We start from the raw sequence: 17,840 nt of genomic DNA, 5'->3' as shown, positions 1-17,840 counted from the left end.
CCAACCTTGCAGGGCACAGCATGAACAGATACCTGATCACCCTCGGTCTGCTCGTCACCACCGGCACCACCCTGGCCTCCGAACCCGGTCCGGCAGCCCCCGACCAGCCACCCAGTACGCGCAAGCCCTTCCCGCACATCGCCTGGCGCAGCGACGACGGCCAGAGCAGCCTGGACATCGGCGGCGCGCTGCGGGTGAACTACCGCGACGAACACTGGGACACCACCGAGAACAACGGCCGGTTCCTCTTCGACACCTTCCGCCTGGACGTCCAGGCCAGCCACCGTCAGGTGTTCAGCGACATCGGCTACTGGTTCCAGGACGACGGCAAGCGCGCCATCGACCATGGCTTCGTCGGCTACCGCATCAACCCCCAATCCAACCTGCAGCTGGGCGCGCCCTTCAAGCCGTTCGGCCTGGAGCCGTACCCGCAATTCGGCTGGAGCTACCACATCCCGTTCTTCATGGGTTATGGCGTCAGCGCCGGTACGGGCCTGAAGTACAGCTACAAGGACAGCGACTGGGACCTGCAGCTGGGCTACTTCCCGCGCATGCTGCCAACGGGTATCCGCTACTCACCTGAGGTCGGCCGCTTCAGCGACCTGGATGACAACGCCGTGGCCTTCACCCAGTCGCGCCAGGACAACGAAAAGCGCAACCAGGTCAACGCCCGGGTCGCCCGCACGTTCACCGGCGATGGCTGGAAGACCGAGCTCGGCGCCTCGCTGGCCACTGCCCAGCTGTACAACGCCACCACCCATGACGACGGCGACTATTGGGCAGCGGGCGTGCATGCGCTGGTCAACCGTGGCAACTGGACCGTTACCGGCCAAGCTATCCGTTATGAGTACGACCCGCGCAACCCGTCGGGTGTCAGCGACGATACGGTGCTGATGGGCGGCAACGGTCTGACCCCGGCGTACCTGATCGCGTCAAAAGCGACCATCGCCGCGCTCAACATCGGCTATGACGTGTACACGCCAGGGCTGAGGCAACTGAAGAAGGTCAAGCTGTACAGCGATTACAGCCGCATGATGAAAGACAAGCGCGACTGGGATGATTCACAGATGTTCACCGTGGGTGTGCAGTTCCTGGCGATGCCGGTGATGGCCTGGGTCGACCTGACCTGGGCGCGCAATGCCAACCCGTTTGGCGGGGCGGAGAACGGCACGGGGTGGACCAGTACCAGCTCGGTGGGCAGCAATGACTGGTATTACCGGACCAACATCAATATCGGCTACTACTTCTGAATTGTCGGGGGCGCTTTGCGCCCCTTTCGCGACACAAGGCCGCTCCTACAGGGAAACGCGAACGCCTGTAGGAGCGGCCTTGTGTCGCGAAAGGGCTGCAAAGCAGCCCCAAAATCCACAGACAGGCCAGTCAAAGGGCATTAACATAGACCGCCCTCCTGTAGCTGACTCCGAACATGCACTGCGACTACAAGATCGTGCTCTGGCGCCTTGAGCAGGACGCCCATGGTTACCCGGCTGCATCGGTCGAAGGCCTCTGGGCACAGCGTACCGCCAACGGCTATGTGGTCGACAGCACCCCCTTCTATGCCTACGGCATCGCGCCCGGCGACCTTATCAGCACTACCCAGGACGGCGAGCAGTTGTGGTTCGGCGCCCTGCAACAGAGCAGCGGTACTTCGGTATTTCGCATTCGGGTAAAAGTGGCGAATGAACTCGAACAGGTTCACGCGGCAATCGAAGAGTTCGGCTGCCCCTGCCAGGCCGAACCGGCAGTGCGGATGCTGGCCGTCGAAGTCCCGCCCGAGCGGGCCCTCGACACCCTGCTCTACTACTTGTTGACCCAGCGCGAAGCCGGCATCCTCGATTTCGAGGAAGGCGTATTGCGCCACGCCATCCCTGAAGAATTCCGCTAGGCCTTACGCCTCGGCCAGCCGCGCGGCAGGCTTGCGGAACACGAACAGCAAGCCGACCACGATCAGCCCCATGCCCAGCAGGCTCAGCGGCGCCAGGCGGTTACCGAAGATCAGGAAATCCATCACTGCAGTCACCGCTGGCACCAGATAGAACAGGCTGGTGACATTGACCAGGTTACCCTTGGCGATCAGCCGGTACAGCAGCAAGGTGGCCAGCAGCGACACCACCAGCCCCATCCACAGCAGCGCCCCGACAAAACCGCCGGCCCACTCCACGTGCAGCGGCTGCAGCGGCGCGAACACCGCGCACATGGCGAAGCCGGCGATGTACTGCAACGGCAGGGTGCCCATCGGGTTGTCGGTAATGCGCTTCTGCAGGATCGAACCAAAGGTCATGCTGGCCAGCGCCAACAGGGCGAACAGCATGCCGAGCAGTGATACACCGCCCAGGTTGATCCCCTGATACACCACCATCACCAGCCCACCAAGCCCAAGTCCCAGGCCGAACAGCCGGCTCCAGGAGCGCTGGCGCTCCATCAGCACCACGGTGAGGATCGGTTGCACGCCCATCACCGTGGCCATCACGCCGGGGGTGACATGGGTGTTGAGTGCCAGCAGGTAGAAGATCTGGTAGGCGCCAAGCAGCACGCAGCCGGTGCCCAGGGCACGCAGGATCGCACCCCTGCTGCGCGGCCAGCGCAAGCCGAGCATCGGGCCGATCAACAGCAGGCCGGTCAGGGCGAGCGCCGAGCGCAGCAGCAGGAAGGCGAAGGGGCTGGCATGGGCCAGGCCAAGCTTGGAAACGATTGCGCCGCTGCTCCAGAGCAGGACGAACAGGCTGGTAGTGGCCGCCGAGGCCACGGATGCTTTGTTGAAGACAGACATGTATTGCCACCTGATATGAGGCGAAAAAGCCAGACGGCGGGCGTGAACTTCAGCGAGGGAAGGTGCCGACCGTGTTCAGTAGGTTGCAGGTGCGAAGGGATGCGGCCAGAAGCCGATCAGTCCAGCACGACAACGCAAGGAGGCGGAGCTACGCCGCCTACAACGCCACTGACAGGTGGTGGGTAGTGACTGATCATGGCCGGCTGCTGACTGCCACGCACGACCATGCCCGCGACTGGCGCGATGGCAAAGCTGGTGGTGGAAGGGATGGCTGGCATGATCGGGTCTTCAGGGAAGAGAAGTGTTTCGGAATATAGCGGTGAATCTTGAGATGGGCAATAGCCTGTTCCGGCCTCTTCGCGGGCAAGCCCGCTCCTACAGTGATCACACAGTCCTGAGGCTTGTGATGTACCTGTGGGAGCGGGCTTGCCCCGCGAAAGGGCCGGGCCTGCAATCAGAACAACCAGCGGTACAGCACGTAAGCCACCACCACCGCCAGCACCGGCCGCAGGATGCGATAGGCCTTGGGGTTGGCGCGCTTGAACTGCTTCATGCGGGTACTGATCTTGTTGCTGAAGCGCTTACTCCAGGCATACGCCTGGTTGATCCCGCCAACACGCTCGTCATCGGTATTCTGCGGCGCGGTGGCACGGCCGAGGAAGGCGCTGACCTTGCGGTTGAGGCGGGTCATCAGCGGGCTGCTCAGCGGGCGCTCGATGTCGCAGAACAGGATCACCCGGGTCACGTCGGTTTCGTTCTTCACCCAGTGCACGTAGGTTTCGTCGAACATCACGTCCTCGCCGTCACGCCAGGCGTATTCCTCGCCATCGACGTAGATGCGGCAGGCGTCCGAATTGGGGGTCGACAGGCCCAGGTGGTAACGCAGCGAACCGGCGAACGGGTCACGGTGCGGGTTCAGGTGGCTGCCACCTGGCAGCAGGGCGAACATCGCCCCCTTGACGTTGGGAATGCTGCTGACCAGCTCGACGGTTTTCGGGCACAGGGCTTCGGCAGACGGCAGCGGCTTGTCGTACCACTTCAGGTAGAAGCGCTTCCAGCCTTTCTTGAAGAAGGAACCGAAGCCGGCATCGTTGTCCTTCTCGGCAGCGCGGATGTAGCCCTCGTCGAACAGGCGCATGGCCTCTTCGCGGATCACCTGCCAGTTGTCCTTGAGCACGTCGAGTTCGGGGAACCGCTGGCGGTCCAGGTAAGGTTTGGACGGCACACCGGAGAACAGGTACATCAGGCTGTTATAAGGAGCGAACAGCGCCGAATGGTTGACGAACTGGCGCAGTACCGGCAGGCGCGCCTTTCCGCGCAGGTGCACGTACAGCACGCTGCCGAAGAACACCAGCAGGACACCCGCCTTGGCGAGGAAGGAAAAGGTCATGCAACACTCCTTGGAAAAAGAGCAGGCCAGCGCTGCCTGCTCCCGGAAAATCATCCGGCCATCATAAACCCATCCCGCCCAGGTAAAAACAACCCGGGCGGGATCTGTGTCATGAAGATTTTGCAATGAACCAGGCCGCCGAATGTTGCGCCGGATCAGCGGCAGGGCTGATTACTGCTGGTTTTCCTGCTCGCTGAAGAGGTCGCTGAACAGCATGCTGGACAGGTAACGCTCGCCCGAGTCGGGCAGGATTACGACGATGGTCTTACCCTGCATCTCCGGCTTTTCGGCCAGGCGCACTGCAGCTGCCATGGCCGCTCCACAGGAAATACCGCACAGGATGCCCTCTTCCTGCATCAGGCGAATGGCCATGGCCTTGGACTCTTCGTCGGTCACGGTCTCGACCTGGTCGACGATCGACAGGTCGAGGTTTTTCGGCACGAAGCCGGCACCGATGCCCTGGATCTTGTGCGGGCTTGGCTTGAGCTCTTCGCCGGCAAGGGTCTGGCTGATCAGCGGCGAAGCCACCGGCTCGACCGCCACCGACAGGATCGATTTGCCCTGGGTGTGCTTGATATAGCGCGACACGCCGGTAATGGTGCCGCCGGTACCCACGCCAGCCACCAGCACGTCCACCGCGCCGTCAGTGTCGTTCCAGATCTCCGGCCCGGTGGTCTTTTCGTGGATCGCCGGGTTGGCCGGGTTTTCGAACTGGCCCGGCAGGAAATACTGGGCAGGGTCGCTGGCGACGATTTCGCTGGCCTTCTCGATGGCGCCTTTCATGCCCTTGGCCGGGTCGGTCAGCACCAGCTCTGCGCCCAGCGCCTTGAGCACCTTGCGCCGTTCCAGGCTCATGGAGGCCGGCATGGTAAGAATCAGCTTGTAGCCACGGGCAGCAGCGACGAAGGCCAGGCCGATACCGGTGTTGCCCGAGGTCGGCTCGACGATGGTCATGCCCGGTTTGAGCTTGCCGTTGCTCTCGGCGTCCCAGACCATGTTCGCGCCGATCCGGCACTTGACCGAGTAGCCCGGGTTGCGCCCCTCGATCTTGGCGAGGATGGTCACCCCGCGTGGGGCGATGCGGTTGATCTGCACCAGCGGCGTGTTGCCGATGGAATGGGCGTTGTCTGCGTAGATACGGCTCATGGCAGGGTCCTTGAACATGAGAAACGGCAGGGAAAGACTTAAAGGGTAAGCCCGCCCCGGTGGCCAGTAAAGCCTGTTCGAACTACCAGGCTTTGGCTGCGGTCAACCGTGCATCCCGCCCCGGAGAGCCCCGCGATGAAAGCCCGCTATCGCTGGCCACTGATTGCCCTGACCAGCCTGATCGTGCTGCTGGTGGCCTTGCAGCTGGCCCTGCCCTACCTGGTGCGCGATTACCTGAACGACAAGCTCGCCGACATGGGCGAATACCGCGGCCAGGTGGCCGACGTCGACCTGGCGTGGTGGCGCGGCGCGTACCAGATCAATGGCCTGAAGATCGTCAAGACCACCGGCAAGGTACCGGTGCCGCTGCTGGATGCGCCGCTGATCGACCTGTCGGTGAGCTGGCATTCGCTGATCTACGACCAGGCCGTGGTGGCCAAGGTGACCTTCCTGCGCCCCGAACTCAACTTTGTCGATGGCGGCAGCAAGCAGGCGTCACAGACCGGCCAGGGCACCGACTGGCGCCAGCAGCTGGAAAAACTGCTGCCGATCACCCTCAACGAAGTGCACATCGAAAACGGCACCCTGACCTTTCGCAACTTCAATTCCAGGCCACCGGTCGACCTCAAGGCAACCCGGCTCGATGCCGACATCCGCAACCTGACCAATGTGCGCGACGAAAAGGGCCGGCGCGACGCGAGCTTCGACGCTACCGCGCTGATCGCAGGTGATGCCAAGGTCGAAAGCCGCGCGACCTTCGACCCGTTCAGTGATTTCGACGACTTCGAGTTTCGCTTGCGCGCCACGGGCATCGAACTGCGCAAGCTCAACGATTTTGCCAGTGCCTACGGAAAATTCGACTTCAATGCCGGGCATGGCGACGTGGTGATCGAGGCCCAGGCCGAGGATGGCCGGCTGCATGGCTACATCAAGCCATTGCTGCGCGATGTGGATGTGTTCGACTGGCAGCAGGATGTGCAAGAGAAGGATAAAGGCTTTTTTCGCTCGATCTGGGAAGCCGTGGTGGGTGCCACCGAAACCGTGCTGAAGAACCAGCCGAAGAACCAGTTCGCCACCCGCGTGGAACTCAGCGGCAGCGTACACAAGCAGAATATCAGCGCCTTCGAGGCGTTCTTGCAGATCCTGCGCAACGGTTTCATCCAGGCCTTCAACGCGCGCTACGAGCAGCCGCCGCCCAAATCCGACTGAGCGGGCGTGACGGGCCATTCAGGGACTGAATGCCCGGTCTGCGTTTCCAGCTGCGCAACCCCGCGTTATAGTCGGTAACAAATCGAAAACAGGTGTTGGGCCTTTCGCGGGCATGCCCGCTCCCACAGGTACCCCACAAATCCAGAAGTTTGTGCAGTACCCGTGGGAGCGGGCGTGCCCACGAAGAGGCCCGAACAGGCTTAAGGCAGAGGACAGACCCATGAAGTTCGAAGGCACCCGCGACTACGTCGCCACAGACGACCTGAAACTGGCGGTCAACGCGGCCATCACCCTCGAACGCCCGCTGCTGGTCAAGGGCGAACCCGGCACCGGCAAGACCATGCTCGCCGAGCAACTCGCCGCCTCGTTCGGCGCACGCCTGATCACCTGGCATATCAAGTCCACCACCAAGGCCCACCAGGGTCTCTACGAGTACGACGCGGTCAGCCGCCTGCGCGACTCGCAGCTGGGCGTGGACAAGGTCCACGACGTGCGCAACTACTTGAAGAAGGGCAAGCTGTGGGAGGCCTTCGAGGCCGATGAGCGGGTGATCTTGCTGATCGACGAGATCGACAAGGCCGACATCGAGTTCCCCAACGACCTGCTGCAGGAACTCGACAAGATGGAGTTCTACGTCTACGAAATCGACGAGACCATCAAGGCGAAACAGCGCCCGATCATCATCATCACCTCCAACAACGAAAAAGAGCTGCCCGACGCCTTCTTGCGCCGCTGCTTCTTCCACTACATCGCCTTCCCTGACCGCGGCACCCTGCAGCAGATCGTCGACGTGCACTACCCGAACATCAGCCAGTCGCTGGTGAGCGAGGCCCTGGACGTGTTCTTCGACGTACGCAAGGTGCCGGGCCTGAAGAAAAAGCCCTCCACCTCCGAGCTGGTGGACTGGCTCAAGCTGTTGATGGCAGACCACATCGGCGAAGCCGTGCTGCGCGAACGTGACCCGACCAAGGCCATCCCGCCACTGGCCGGTGCCCTGGTCAAGAACGAGCAGGACGTGCAACTGCTCGAGCGCCTGGCCTTCATGAGCCGGCGCGGCAACCGCTGACAGGAGCCGGGCCATGCTGCTCAACCTGTTCAATGAAATGCGCGCGGCGAACGTGCCGGTGTCGGTACGCGAACTGCTCGACCTGCACCACGCCCTGCAAAAAGGCGTGGTGTTCGCCGACATGGACGCGTTCTACTACCTGGCTCGCGCCATCCTGGTGAAGGACGAGCGCCACTTCGACAAGTTCGACCGGGCCTTCGGCGCCTACTTCAAGGGGCTGGAAAACCTCGATCAGCACATTGAGGCACTGATCCCGGAAGACTGGCTGCGCAAAGAGTTCGAGCGCTCACTGAGCGATGAGGAACGTGCGCAGATCCAGTCGCTGGGCGGCCTGGACAAGCTGTTAGAGGCATTCAAGAAGCGCCTCGAAGAGCAGAAGGAACGCCACGCCGGTGGCAACAAATGGATCGGCACCGGCGGCACCAGCCCGTTCGGCTCGGGCGGCTTCAACCCCGAAGGCATCCGCGTCGGCGAGGCGGGCAAGCGCCAGGGCAAGGCCGTGAAAGTCTGGGACCAGCGCGAGTACAAGAACCTCGACGACCAGGTCGAACTGGGCACGCGCAACATCAAGCTGGCCCTGCGCCGGCTGCGCAAGTTCGCCCGCGAAGGCGCCGCCGAAGAGCTGGACATCGACGGCACCATCGACCACACCGCGCGTGACGCAGGGCTGCTGAACATCCAGATGCGCCCGGAGCGGCGCAATACGGTGAAGCTGCTGTTGCTGTTCGACATCGGCGGCTCGATGGACGCCCACGTCAAGGTCTGCGAAGAGCTGTTCTCGGCCTGCAAGACCGAGTTCAAGCACCTTGAGTATTACTACTTCCACAACTGCGTGTACGAGTCGGTGTGGAAGAACAACCTGCGCCGCACCTCGGAGCGGTTTTCCACCTTCGACCTGCTGCACAAGTATGGCGATGACTACAAGGTGATCTTCGTCGGCGATGCGGCCATGGCGCCGTACGAGATCACCCAGCCGGGGGGCAGCGTCGAGCACTGGAACGAAGAGGCGGGGTATGTGTGGATACAGCGCTTCATGGAGAAATTCAGGAAAATCATCTGGATCAACCCGTATCCCAAGCAGGCCTGGGACTACACCGCGTCGACCCATCTGATGCGGGATCTGATCGAGGACAAGATGTATCCTCTGACCTTGCAAGGGTTGGAGGAAGGGATGCGATACCTGTCCAAATAGCTAATGCCCAGGGGCCGCTTTGCGGCCCTTTCGCGACACAAGGCCGCTCCTACAGGAAATCGCGCACTACTGTAGGAGCGGCCTTGTGTCGCGAAAGGGCTGCAAAGCAGCCCCAAAATCTCAAAGCCAACGCCGCCCATAAGCCTGCTGCTCCCGCCACGCCTCGTCCTGCACCACAGCCCTGAACCGCACCACCGCCCCCGGCATGCACTGCGCCAGTTGCGCCAACGCCAACGGCGTCAACGCCCCCAGCCGCGGGTAGCCACCAATGGTCTGCCGATCATTGAGCAACACGATCGGTTGCCCGTCCGGTGGCACCTGCACAGCCCCCAATGGAATGCCTTCGGAAATCATCGGCGTGCCCTGGTAAACCAGCTCTGGCCCCAGCAAGCGGATGCCCATGCGGTCGGCCCGGCTGTCCAGCGTCCATTCACGGTTGAACGCCTCGAACAGGCTTATCCCGCTGAAATCGCCGATCTGCGCGCCCATCACCAGATCGAGCACGGGCTTGACCGCATAGCGCGGGCACTCGGCTGCCGGGACTTCGCGCAAGGCCGGCGAATCACCGGCAAAAGACAACATCTGTCCCTTCCCTAGCGCCGATCCTCGCCCATCGACACCCCCCAGTTCTTCGCGCACGACCGTCGCACAGCTGCCCAACACATCCTCACCAAGGAACCCGCCCGGAGCTGCCAGGTAGGCCCGCACACCTTGTCTGGGCTGCTTCAGGGTCAAGCGCTGCCCTTTGGCCAGCCTGAAGCTGCGCCACGGCAGCAATGGCTGATCATCCACCCGTGCATCCAGGTCGGCACCGGCCAGCGCCAGCACGCAGTCCTGCTCAGCCACCACGCTGAAACCACCCAGAGCAACTTCGACCACCGGCACTCCCAGCGGGTTGCCCAGCAGCCAGTTGGCCCAGTGCATCGCCACCCAGTCCAGCGCCCCGCCCTGGGTTACGCCGAGGTGCCGCACGCCAAAGCGCCCGTCGTCCTGCAACTGGCATAGCGCGGTACTGGCCTCGATCTTCAACTGATTCATCCTTGCGCCTCCACATCGCCGTCCAGGGCCAGGAATTCGTCACGCGATACCGCCACGAAGCGCACTCGGTCGCCCGGCTGCAGCAGGCTGCAGCCCTCGCGTTCGCGGTCGAACAGCCGCACCGGTGTGCGCCCGATCAGGTTCCAGCCGCCCGGCGACACCGCCGGGTATGCCGCCGTCTGGCGCTCGGCGATACCCACGCTGCCGGCCGCCACGCGCTTGCGCGGGGTGCTCAGGCGGGGGCTGGCCAGGCGCTCGTCGACCAGCCCCATGAAGCCGAAACCGGGGGCGAAACCCAGGGCAAATACCGGGTATTCGCGCTCGCTGTGCAGGCGGATCACCTCGGCTTCGCTGAGCCCGCTGCGTGCTGCGAGCACGGGCAGTTCCGGGCCGACGCTGGCGTCGTACCACACCGGGATTTCATGGCGCCGACCACCGTTACCGGTGTCCGGCTGCAACCCGTCCAGCGCCTGGGTGATCAGCGCCCTCGCCTCGCCCGGTGGCAGGTCGGATTGCAGCATCAGCGTGGTGTAGGACGGCACCAGGTCCACCAGGTGCACGCCGAACGCCGCGCTCAGGCGCCGGCTGGCGGCAAGCATCCACGGCATGTTGGCTTCGTCGATACGGTCGAACAGGCGCACCATCAGGCTGTCGATGGCCACGATTTCGATACGCAGCTTCATCGCGCCTCCAGCGCTTCGAGGGCCTGGCGGATCTGCCGCACGGCCGCTACCGAGCTGTCGTTGTCGCCATGCACGCACAGGGTGCTGGCTGCCAGCTTCAACGCGCTGCCATCATTCGCCACCAGTGCTTCGCCGCGGGCCAGGTGCAGTGCCTGTTCGACCACCAAGGCCGGATCGTGGTGCACTGCGCCCGGCAGGCGCCGCGAAACCAGATGACCGCTAGCGGTGTAGGCGCGGTCGGCGAAAGCTTCGAACCACAGCGGCACGCCGACTTCATCGCCCAGGGCCTGGGCCGCGCTGTTGTCGGCAGTGGCCATGAGCATCAACGGCAGGCCACTGTCATAGGCCGCCACGGCTTCCAGCACCGTACGCAGTTTGAGCGGGTCGGCCATCATGTCGTTGTACAGCGCGCCGTGGGGCTTCACGTAGGCCACGCGGCCGCCGAGCACCTTGCAGATGCCATCCAGGGCACCGATCTGGTAGTGCAGCAGGTCGCGGATTTCTTCAGGGCTGCAGGCCATCGAGCGGCGGCCGAAGCCGACCAGGTCCGGATAGGCCGGGTGCGCGCCGATGGTCACGCCGTGCTCCAGCGCCATGGCCACGGTGCGGCGCATGATGCCTGGGTCGCCGGCGTGATAACCGCAGGCGATGTTGGCGCAGTCGATGTAGGGCATCACCTCGGCGTCCAGGCCCATGCGCCAGTTGCCGTAACTCTCGCCCATGTCGCAATTGAGTAGCAGGGGTTTCACCTGGCGTGCTCCCGTGTCGATGTTCATAGGCCTACCTTACCGCGCCTGAAGGTGTTTGCCGCGTGTTTCCGGCAGGCTCAGCGCCGCCACGATCACCACGCCATAGGACACCGCAGAGAACACGCCGATGCCCAGGCCCAAGGGGATCTTCTCGCCCAGCAGACCGATCAGCAGTGGGAACATCGCGGCGATGACCTTGCCGATGTTGTAGCAGAAGCCCTGCCCCGAGCCACGTACCCGCGTAGGGAACAACTCGGTCAGAAACGCGCCCATGCCGCTGAAGATGCCCGAAGCGAAGAAGCCCAGCGGGAAACCCAGCCACAGCATCACGCCGTCGCTGACCGGCAGCTGTGTGTACAGCAGCACGATGATGAACGACCCCACGGCAAATAGGATGAAGTTCTTCTTGCGGCCCAGCAGGTCGGACAGGTAAGCGCTGACCACATAACCGATGTAGGAACCGACGATGACCATCGCCAGGTAACCGCCGGTGCCCAGCACGCTCAGGCCGCGCTCGTTCTTGAGGAAGGTCGGCAGCCAGGAGGTGATGGCGTAGTAGCCGCCCAGCGCGCCGGTAGTCAGCAACGAGGCGCGCACGGTGGTCCAGAGCATGCCCGGGGCGAAGATCTCGTAAAAGTGCGACGGCGCCTCGGCCTTTTCCTCGGCCTTGGCCTGGCGATACACCTCCGGGTCCTTGACCAGCCGACGCACGAAAATCACGAAGATCGCCGGTACCAGGCCCAGCAGGAACAACGCACGCCAGGCCTGCTCAGGCGGCAGCCAGGTGAACAGCAACGCATACAGGATCGCCGTCAAACCCCAGCCGATGGCCCAGCCCGACTGCACCATGCCCACCGCCTTGCCCCGGTCCTGGGCACGGATGACCTCGCCGATCAGCACCGCACCAGCCGTCCACTCGCCGCCGAAACCGAAGCCCATGAGGGTGCGGGCGATCAGCAGTTGTTCATAGTTCTGGGCGAAACCGCAGAGGAAGGTGAAGAAGGCGAACCACAGTACCGTCAGCTGCAAGGTGCGCACACGGCCGATGCGGTCGGAGAGGATGCCGGCGATCCAGCCACCGATGGCCGAAGCAATCAGCGTGCTGGTGTGGATCAGCCCCGCTTCGGCGGTGGTGATACCCCACAGCATGATCAGCGTCGGGATGACGAAGCTGAGCATCTGCGTGTCCATGCCGTCCAGGCCATAGCCGATCTTGCAGCTCCAGAACGTGCGCCGTTGCTGTTGGTCGATGTCGCGATACCAGGCGAACGGCCCGGTCGAAGAAGGGGATTGCACCTGCTGCTGCACGCCGCTTGGGTTCATGCTTGCCTCGGCTTGTTGGTATTGTTTTATGGGCGACGTCGGGCGTCGCGGCCTGGGCGTCATGTTCAGAGGCCGTGCCGCCCGCGTCCAACGAGAAAAACCGCCGGTCTGGAACAAGAAAAACTGATCATGAACCTTCGTTTCCTCGAAACCTTCGTCTGGGTCGCCCGGCTCAAGAGCTTCCGCCTTACCGCGGAGAAGCTGTTCACCACCCAGGCTTCGGTGTCCAGCCGCATTGCCGCGCTGGAGGCTGACCTTGGCGTGAAGCTGCTGCTGCGCGACTCCCGTGGCGTCAGCCTGACGCCGGAAGGCAGCAAGGTGCTGGAGTACGCCGAGCGCATGCTCGACACCGCCAAGGCCATGAAACAGTCGCTGGACAGCGACCGGGCCAAGGTCGGGCGCATTCGCCTCGGTGTGATGGACACGGTGATCCACACCTGGATGAGCGCGTTGGTCGCGGAGTTGACCGAGCGCTACCCGCAGGTGGAGATCGAACTGGTCGCCGACACTGCGCTGAACCTGCGCGAGCAGCTGCAGAAGGGCTTTCTGGACGTGATCCTGCAGACTGACCTGTTGCGCGAACAATCGATCCGCAGCCAGGACCTGGCACGCTACCCGATGGGCTGGGTGGTGGCGGCAGGCTCGGTGTACCAGCGCGACTTCGCCTCGCTGGCGGAGTTGGGCCGCGAGCGGATTGTGACCTTCTCGAAGAACTCCCGGCCGCACCAGGAGGTGCTCAGCCTGTTGCAGGGTGCCGGGGCCGAGACGCCGCGCCTGAACTGTGTGAACTCGGTGGCGGCGATTACCCGGTTATTGCGTGATGGTTTCGGCATTGGCGCCTTGCCACCGGCGTTGGTGGATGCCGAGTTGAGCCGCGGTGAGCTGGTGTTGCTGGAAGGCTTGCAGCCGCCGCCGAGCCTGGAGCTGGTGGTGGCCTGGCAGACGGGGGTGGCCTTGGTGGATGAGGTGGTCGGGGTGTGCCGGCAGGTGCTGGAGCGGTATGCGCGGGATGTGGGTGGGCAGAGAATCGTGCTGGTCTGACAGCTTTGTATTGCCTGTACCGGCCTCTTCGCGGGCAAGCCCGCACACAGGTACTGCACAGGCATCAAAGGTGGTGATATCTCTGTGGGAGCGGGCTTGCCCGCGAAAGGGCCGGTACAGGAAATAGAGAATTCAGCGCCAGCTCTCTTTCACCGCCCCACGCCGCCCGCCAAGGATCACCCAGCCAATCCCCAGCAACAGGCTCTCGACCACGAACGCCAGCACAAACCCGGCCCCCACGCCCCAGCCGATCGCCTCCGGCACCAGCAGAATCTGGTAGCTGTAGCCCTTGAGCGTCTCTTCGCGCAGCTGCGGCTCCGGCTGCACCAGCACATGCCAGGTGCGGCTCAGCCACGACCCTTGCAGCGCCTGCCATTCATCTTCCAGCAGCTGATTGCGAATCAGCAGGCTCTCGATGCTGTTGGCATCGCTCAGGAATACCGGGTCATCGCTGGTCCGGTAATGCCGCACCAAGGCCTGCAGATCACCATTGAAAAAACGCTCGGCCGTCTGCTTGAAGCCATCCAGCGCCTGGCGCGATTCGAACAGATGCGCCTCGGCGCGCTGGCTGTAGTCCTTGACCAGCCCAGGCACCTGAATACCGGCCAACAGGCCGAAGGTGAACAGCAGCAACCGCAGGTAACTTCTGAACATGCAGCGTCCTTAGCTCTGGCCTTGCGAAACGCACTCTCCGTGGCGCCACAGGCCCCATTGGCCAGGCTCGTAGCGCCGCCAGGTCTCGTTTTCGGTCAAGGCCTCGGTGGCGATTACCGTTACCACGTCGTTGGGCGTGGTTTCGGTGTGAAAATCGACGATCAGGTCGACATCCTTTAAACGAGCGGCACCAAACGGCGCACGCCGGGTAATGTGTACCAGCTTGGTCGAGCAGAAGCAGAACAGCCAGTCGCCGTCGCTGAGCAGGCAGTTGAACACGCCTCTGCTGCGATACTCGGCACAGGCTTCGACCAGCACTGGCAACAGCTGTTCCACTTCCACAGGCTCGGGGAAGGCCGCGCGGATGCGGTTGAGCAGGTCGCAGAAGGCCGCCTCGCTGTCGGTGTCGCCCACCGGGCGATAGAAGGTCGCTTCGCCCTTGAATTCGCCAAGCTGGCCGTTGTGTGCGAAGCACCAGTTGCGGCCCCACATTTCGCGGACGAACGGGTGCGTATTGGACAGGCACACACGGCCGACGTTGGCCTGGCGGATATGGCCGATCACCACTTCGCTCTTGATCGGGTAGCGCTGCACCAGGTTGGCGACTTCCGACTCGCTGCTCGCGGCCGGGTCCTGGAACAGGCGCAGGCCGCGCCCTTCGTAGAAGCCGATGCCCCAGCCATCGCGGTGCGGGCCGGTACGCCCGCCACGCTGCATCAGGCCGGTGAAGCTGAAGACGATGTCGGTGGGGACGTTGGCACTCATGCCCAGCAGTTCGCACATGGTCGTGTCTCCGCCTATAGGCGTGGCTCGACCCGGCCGCCGCCCGCAGGCGCAGCCGGGGGTGGATCGTTGCGATAACGGTCACGCCGTTCGGCGGCCATGGGCGCATCGGTCATGACGGCGTTGTCCTCGGCGACGCGTCGCTGGGCGGCTGCTTCGGCTTGCGCGCGCCGCTCGCGGGCGCGCTTTTCCAGCGGCCAGCGGATCAGCACGAAGACGATGTAAAGGGCGAAAGCGATCATGCCGTACATGGCGATATCGGAAATCGCCCGCCAGGCGTTGTTGCCGACCTTGAAGGCCAGGTCCAGGGCGGTGATGGCAATGGCCGGGGCGAAGCTGTCCTTGACCGGGTCGACGATGGTCGGGGTCAGCAGCAGCACGGCGATGATCACCCGCAGCGGTTCACGCAGCCAGCGCCACATCCAGCCGGTGAGTTTGAAGCCCACCAGCAGACAACCCAGGGCGGCGACCGCGTAGAGGCCCCAGGCGAAGGTGTAGTCGTTCTCGATCATGGTGTTCGTGCAAGCCAGGCAAATAGATGCCTATGATAAACACTTTTCAGGGCGCAGACAGCGTCTCCCTGTCCCGGTCAAGAGATCTCCGATGCCAACCAAGCCCCGCCCCCCCATTGCCCGCCAGGACCAGGCCGCCGACCCCTACGCCTGGCTGCAACAACGCGACACCCAGGAAGTGCTCGATTACCTGCACGCGGAAAACACCTATCAGGAGGCCTGCCTGGCCGACCAGGCCGCGCTGCGTGAGCAGTTGTTCGAAGAGATAAAGGGCCGCATCCTCGAAACCGACCTGTCGCTGCCCTCGCCCTGGGGCCCGTACCTGTACTACACCCGCACCACCGCTGGCGACGAATACCCGCGCCACTACCGCTGCCCGCGCCCGGCGGACGATTCCAACACGGTCGACGAAAGCCGGGAACAGCTGCTGCTCGACCCCAACGCCCTGGCCAACGGCGGCTTCCTGTCGCTGGGCACGTTCAACGTCAGCCCCGACCACCGCCTGCTGGCCTACAGCCTCGATACCAGTGGCGACGAGATCTACACCCTGTACGTCAAGGACCTGACCAGCGGCAATCTGACCGCCCTGCCCTTCGACGATTGCGACGGCAGCATGACTTGGGCCAACGACAGCCAGACGCTGTTCTTCGCCGAGCTGGACGATACCCACCGCCCCTGGCGCTTGCGCCGCCACGCCCTCGGCGAGGCCGATGCGAGTACGGTGTTCGAAGAGGCCGACGGCCGCTTCTTCCTGCACTGCTACCGCAGTAGCTCCGAGCGCCAGCTGGTGCTGCTGCTTAACAGCAAGACCACCAGCGAGGCCTGGGTGCTGGACGCCGAAACACCGCAGGCCGCGTTCACCTGCCTGGCGCCACGGGTCGAAGGCCACGAATACTTCCCTGACCACGGCCAGCTCGACGGTCAGTGGCGCTGGTTCATGCGCAGCAACCAGGACGGCATCAACTTCGCCCTTTACCACGCTCCGGCCACCCCGGTACCCAGCCGCGATCAGTGGCAGGTGCTGGTGCCACACCGCGACGACGTCATGCTCGAGGGCCTGAGCCTGAATGCCGAGGCGCTGACCCTGAGCCTGCGTGAAGGTGGCCTGCCGATTATCGAAGTGCGCCCGCAGGGGCTGGCTCCCTACCGGGTCGAATTACCCGATGCGGCCTACAGCCTGTACGTGCAGGACAGCCTGGAGTTCGCCAGCCGCCGTGTGCGCCTGCGCTATGAAGCGCTCAACCGCCCGGCCCAGGTACGCCAGCTGAAGCTGGCCACGGGCGCCCAGCAAGTGCTCAAACAGACCCCGGTACTGGGCCAGTTCGATGCCGACGATTACGTCAGCGAACGCCTGTGGGCCACCGCGCCGGACGGTACCCAGGTGCCGATCAGCCTGGTGCGCCGCCGCGAAGACCAAGGCAAGACCGTGCCGCTCTACCTGTATGGCTACGGCGCCTACGGTGAAAGCCTCGACCCGTGGTTCTCCCACGCCCGCCTGAGCCTGCTGCAGCGCGGCGTGGCTTTTGCCATCGCCCATGTGCGCGGCGGCGGCGAGCTGGGTGAGGCCTGGTACCGTGCTGGCAAGCAGGAACACAAGCACAATACCTTCAGCGACTTCGTCGCCTGCGCCGAACACCTGATCGCCAAAGGCGTGACGGCCGCTGACCGCCTGGCCATCAGCGGCGGCAGCGCCGGCGGTCTGTTGATGGGCGCGGTGCTCAACCTGCGTCCCGAACTGTTCCGCTGTGCCATTGCCGAGGTACCGTTCGTCGACGTGCTCAATACCATGCTCGACCCCGAGCTGCCGTTGACCGTCACCGAGTACGACGAATGGGGTAACCCCGCGGAGCCCGAGGTGTACGCGCGCATCAAGGCCTACGCGCCTTACGAGAACGTCAGCGCCCAGGCCTATCCGGCCATGCTGGTGGTGGCCGGCTACAACGACAGCCGTGTGCAGTACTGGGAGGCGGCCAAGTGGGTTGCCCGTTTGCGCACGCGCAAGACCGACGACAACCTGCTGCTGCTCAAGACCGAGATGGGGGCCGGGCATGGCGGGATGAGCGGGCGGTACCAGGGGCTGCGCGATGTGGCGCTTGAGTATGCGTTTGTGTTTGGGGAGTTGGGTATTGCTTGAGAATACCGGGGGCGCGTTGCGCCCCTTTCGCGACACAAGGCCGCTCCCACAGGTATGGACTGCCCCCCAAAAGTTGGACAGTTTTAAGCTGCCGCCTGGGTCCTGTACTCGACAGGGCTCAGGCCATTGAGCCTCAGCTTGATGCGGTCA

Annotated in this window: 18 protein-coding genes; 7 read left to right on the top strand and 11 right to left on the bottom strand. The window is 63.8% G+C overall.

Annotation, left to right across the window (positions count from 1 at the left end):
- Window positions 1-20: 20 nt before the first annotated feature.
- Together ACIPW4_RS23105 and ACIPW4_RS23100 are read left to right on the top strand one after the other, a co-directional pair.
- Window positions 21-1,250: a hypothetical protein gene (locus ACIPW4_RS23105; protein WP_400661855.1), complete on the top strand. Its 1,230-nt coding sequence runs from the start codon at window positions 21-23 to the stop codon at window positions 1,248-1,250.
- Window positions 1,251-1,426: 176 nt separating this feature from the next.
- Window positions 1,427-1,885, top strand: coding sequence for a DUF4265 domain-containing protein (locus tag ACIPW4_RS23100; protein ID WP_400661852.1), 459 nt, complete (start codon window positions 1,427-1,429; stop codon window positions 1,883-1,885).
- A gap of 3 nt (window positions 1,886-1,888) precedes the next feature.
- Here the strand turns inward: ACIPW4_RS23100 and ACIPW4_RS23095 are convergent, their stop codons facing one another.
- The 4 genes from ACIPW4_RS23095 to cysK form a co-directional block, all read right to left on the bottom strand.
- On the bottom strand, window positions 1,889-2,770 hold the full coding sequence (locus ACIPW4_RS23095; protein WP_400661849.1) for a DMT family transporter: 882 nt from the start codon (window positions 2,768-2,770) through the stop codon (window positions 1,889-1,891).
- Window positions 2,771-2,886: 116 nt separating this feature from the next.
- Window positions 2,887-3,048, bottom strand: coding sequence for a hypothetical protein (locus tag ACIPW4_RS23090; protein WP_400661847.1), 162 nt, complete (start codon window positions 3,046-3,048; stop codon window positions 2,887-2,889).
- Window positions 3,049-3,224: 176 nt separating this feature from the next.
- Window positions 3,225-4,160, bottom strand: a complete 936-nt coding sequence (locus ACIPW4_RS23085; protein WP_400661844.1) for an aspartyl/asparaginyl beta-hydroxylase domain-containing protein — start codon at window positions 4,158-4,160, stop codon at window positions 3,225-3,227.
- A gap of 171 nt (window positions 4,161-4,331) precedes the next feature.
- A complete protein-coding gene (gene cysK / locus ACIPW4_RS23080) occupies window positions 4,332-5,306 on the bottom strand; it encodes a cysteine synthase A (RefSeq protein ID WP_400661842.1) in 975 nt (324 codons plus the stop codon).
- Window positions 5,307-5,441: 135 nt separating this feature from the next.
- On the opposite strand from cysK, the gene ACIPW4_RS23075 reads away from it, so the two are divergent.
- The 3 genes from ACIPW4_RS23075 to ACIPW4_RS23065 all read left to right on the top strand — a co-directional run bounded on the left by ACIPW4_RS23075 (window position 5,442) and on the right by ACIPW4_RS23065 (window position 8,773).
- Complete coding sequence (locus ACIPW4_RS23075) at window positions 5,442-6,515, top strand: DUF748 domain-containing protein (protein ID WP_400661839.1); 1,074 nt, start codon at window positions 5,442-5,444, stop codon at window positions 6,513-6,515.
- A gap of 220 nt (window positions 6,516-6,735) precedes the next feature.
- Complete coding sequence (locus ACIPW4_RS23070; protein WP_400661836.1) at window positions 6,736-7,581, top strand: AAA family ATPase; 846 nt, start codon at window positions 6,736-6,738, stop codon at window positions 7,579-7,581.
- A 13-nt stretch (window positions 7,582-7,594) separates the two neighbouring features.
- Window positions 7,595-8,773 (top strand): VWA domain-containing protein, encoded by a 1,179-nt coding sequence (locus tag ACIPW4_RS23065; RefSeq protein WP_400661834.1) that lies wholly within the window; start codon window positions 7,595-7,597, stop codon window positions 8,771-8,773.
- A 120-nt stretch (window positions 8,774-8,893) separates the two neighbouring features.
- Here ACIPW4_RS23065 and ACIPW4_RS23060 read toward each other — a convergent pair whose 3' ends face one another.
- The 4 genes from ACIPW4_RS23060 to ACIPW4_RS23045 are packed head-to-tail and all read right to left on the bottom strand — an operon-like array spanning window position 8,894 to window position 12,566.
- On the bottom strand, window positions 8,894-9,811 hold the full coding sequence (locus tag ACIPW4_RS23060) for a biotin-dependent carboxyltransferase family protein (protein WP_400661832.1): 918 nt from the start codon (window positions 9,809-9,811) through the stop codon (window positions 8,894-8,896).
- On the bottom strand, window positions 9,808-10,494 hold the full coding sequence (gene pxpB / locus ACIPW4_RS23055) for a 5-oxoprolinase subunit PxpB (RefSeq protein WP_400661830.1): 687 nt from the start codon (window positions 10,492-10,494) through the stop codon (window positions 9,808-9,810). Before pxpB ends, ACIPW4_RS23060 begins: the two co-directional genes overlap by 4 nt.
- The gene (locus ACIPW4_RS23050) at window positions 10,491-11,270 is read right to left on the bottom strand and encodes a 5-oxoprolinase subunit PxpA (RefSeq protein WP_400661828.1); all 780 of its coding nucleotides are present in this window, start codon (window positions 11,268-11,270) and stop codon (window positions 10,491-10,493) included. The genes pxpB and ACIPW4_RS23050 overlap by 4 nt, the downstream gene beginning before the upstream one ends.
- Window positions 11,271-11,279: 9 nt before the next feature.
- Window positions 11,280-12,566, bottom strand: coding sequence for an MFS transporter (locus ACIPW4_RS23045; RefSeq protein WP_400661825.1), 1,287 nt, complete (start codon window positions 12,564-12,566; stop codon window positions 11,280-11,282).
- A gap of 129 nt (window positions 12,567-12,695) precedes the next feature.
- Here ACIPW4_RS23045 and ACIPW4_RS23040 point away from each other — a divergent pair, with 129 nt between their 5' ends.
- A complete protein-coding gene (locus ACIPW4_RS23040) occupies window positions 12,696-13,607 on the top strand; it encodes a LysR family transcriptional regulator (RefSeq protein ID WP_400661822.1) in 912 nt (303 codons plus the stop codon).
- A gap of 132 nt (window positions 13,608-13,739) precedes the next feature.
- Here the strand turns inward: ACIPW4_RS23040 and ACIPW4_RS23035 are convergent, their stop codons facing one another.
- From ACIPW4_RS23035 to ACIPW4_RS23025, 3 genes are read right to left on the bottom strand one after another with little or no spacing between them, the layout of a single operon-like run.
- Window positions 13,740-14,261: a DUF2937 family protein gene (locus ACIPW4_RS23035; protein WP_110637070.1), complete on the bottom strand. Its 522-nt coding sequence runs from the start codon at window positions 14,259-14,261 to the stop codon at window positions 13,740-13,742.
- A 9-nt stretch (window positions 14,262-14,270) separates the two neighbouring features.
- On the bottom strand, window positions 14,271-15,044 hold the full coding sequence (locus tag ACIPW4_RS23030; RefSeq protein WP_400661819.1) for a class II glutamine amidotransferase: 774 nt from the start codon (window positions 15,042-15,044) through the stop codon (window positions 14,271-14,273).
- 14 nt (window positions 15,045-15,058) lie between these two features.
- Window positions 15,059-15,556, bottom strand: a complete 498-nt coding sequence (locus tag ACIPW4_RS23025) for an MFS transporter (RefSeq protein ID WP_400661816.1) — start codon at window positions 15,554-15,556, stop codon at window positions 15,059-15,061.
- Window positions 15,557-15,647: 91 nt separating this feature from the next.
- Here ACIPW4_RS23025 and ACIPW4_RS23020 point away from each other — a divergent pair, with 91 nt between their 5' ends.
- Window positions 15,648-17,690, top strand: coding sequence for a S9 family peptidase (locus ACIPW4_RS23020; protein ID WP_400661813.1), 2,043 nt, complete (start codon window positions 15,648-15,650; stop codon window positions 17,688-17,690).
- Window positions 17,691-17,840: the final 150 nt, after the last annotated feature.

Origin of the sequence: Pseudomonas sp. NPDC089996 (assembly GCF_044748405.1) — a bacterium.
GTDB lineage: Bacteria > Pseudomonadota > Gammaproteobacteria > Pseudomonadales > Pseudomonadaceae > Aquipseudomonas.
The sequence above is the reverse complement of the archived record's forward strand: the minus strand, read 5'-3'. Positions and strand labels throughout refer to the sequence as shown.

Coding starts and splice junctions, on each gene's coding strand:
- ACIPW4_RS23045 (WP_400661825.1), bottom strand. CDS start 12,566: ATGAACCCAAGCGGCGTGCAGCAGCAGGTGCAATCCCCTTCTTCGACC.
- pxpB (WP_400661830.1), bottom strand. CDS start 10,494: ATGAAGCTGCGTATCGAAATCGTGGCCATCGACAGCCTGATGGTGCGC.
- ACIPW4_RS23095 (WP_400661849.1), bottom strand. CDS start 2,770: ATGTCTGTCTTCAACAAAGCATCCGTGGCCTCGGCGGCCACTACCAGC.
- ACIPW4_RS23040 (WP_400661822.1), top strand. CDS start 12,696: ATGAACCTTCGTTTCCTCGAAACCTTCGTCTGGGTCGCCCGGCTCAAG.
- cysK (WP_400661842.1), bottom strand. CDS start 5,306: ATGAGCCGTATCTACGCAGACAACGCCCATTCCATCGGCAACACGCCG.
- ACIPW4_RS23105 (WP_400661855.1), top strand. CDS start 21: ATGAACAGATACCTGATCACCCTCGGTCTGCTCGTCACCACCGGCACC.
- ACIPW4_RS23030 (WP_400661819.1), bottom strand. CDS start 15,044: ATGTGCGAACTGCTGGGCATGAGTGCCAACGTCCCCACCGACATCGTC.
- ACIPW4_RS23025 (WP_400661816.1), bottom strand. CDS start 15,556: ATGATCGAGAACGACTACACCTTCGCCTGGGGCCTCTACGCGGTCGCC.
- ACIPW4_RS23020 (WP_400661813.1), top strand. CDS start 15,648: ATGCCAACCAAGCCCCGCCCCCCCATTGCCCGCCAGGACCAGGCCGCC.
- ACIPW4_RS23090 (WP_400661847.1), bottom strand. CDS start 3,048: ATGCCAGCCATCCCTTCCACCACCAGCTTTGCCATCGCGCCAGTCGCG.
- ACIPW4_RS23085 (WP_400661844.1), bottom strand. CDS start 4,160: ATGACCTTTTCCTTCCTCGCCAAGGCGGGTGTCCTGCTGGTGTTCTTC.
- ACIPW4_RS23050 (WP_400661828.1), bottom strand. CDS start 11,270: ATGAACATCGACACGGGAGCACGCCAGGTGAAACCCCTGCTACTCAAT.
- ACIPW4_RS23070 (WP_400661836.1), top strand. CDS start 6,736: ATGAAGTTCGAAGGCACCCGCGACTACGTCGCCACAGACGACCTGAAA.
- ACIPW4_RS23075 (WP_400661839.1), top strand. CDS start 5,442: ATGAAAGCCCGCTATCGCTGGCCACTGATTGCCCTGACCAGCCTGATC.
- ACIPW4_RS23035 (WP_110637070.1), bottom strand. CDS start 14,261: ATGTTCAGAAGTTACCTGCGGTTGCTGCTGTTCACCTTCGGCCTGTTG.
- ACIPW4_RS23065 (WP_400661834.1), top strand. CDS start 7,595: ATGCTGCTCAACCTGTTCAATGAAATGCGCGCGGCGAACGTGCCGGTG.
- ACIPW4_RS23100 (WP_400661852.1), top strand. CDS start 1,427: ATGCACTGCGACTACAAGATCGTGCTCTGGCGCCTTGAGCAGGACGCC.
- ACIPW4_RS23060 (WP_400661832.1), bottom strand. CDS start 9,811: ATGAATCAGTTGAAGATCGAGGCCAGTACCGCGCTATGCCAGTTGCAG.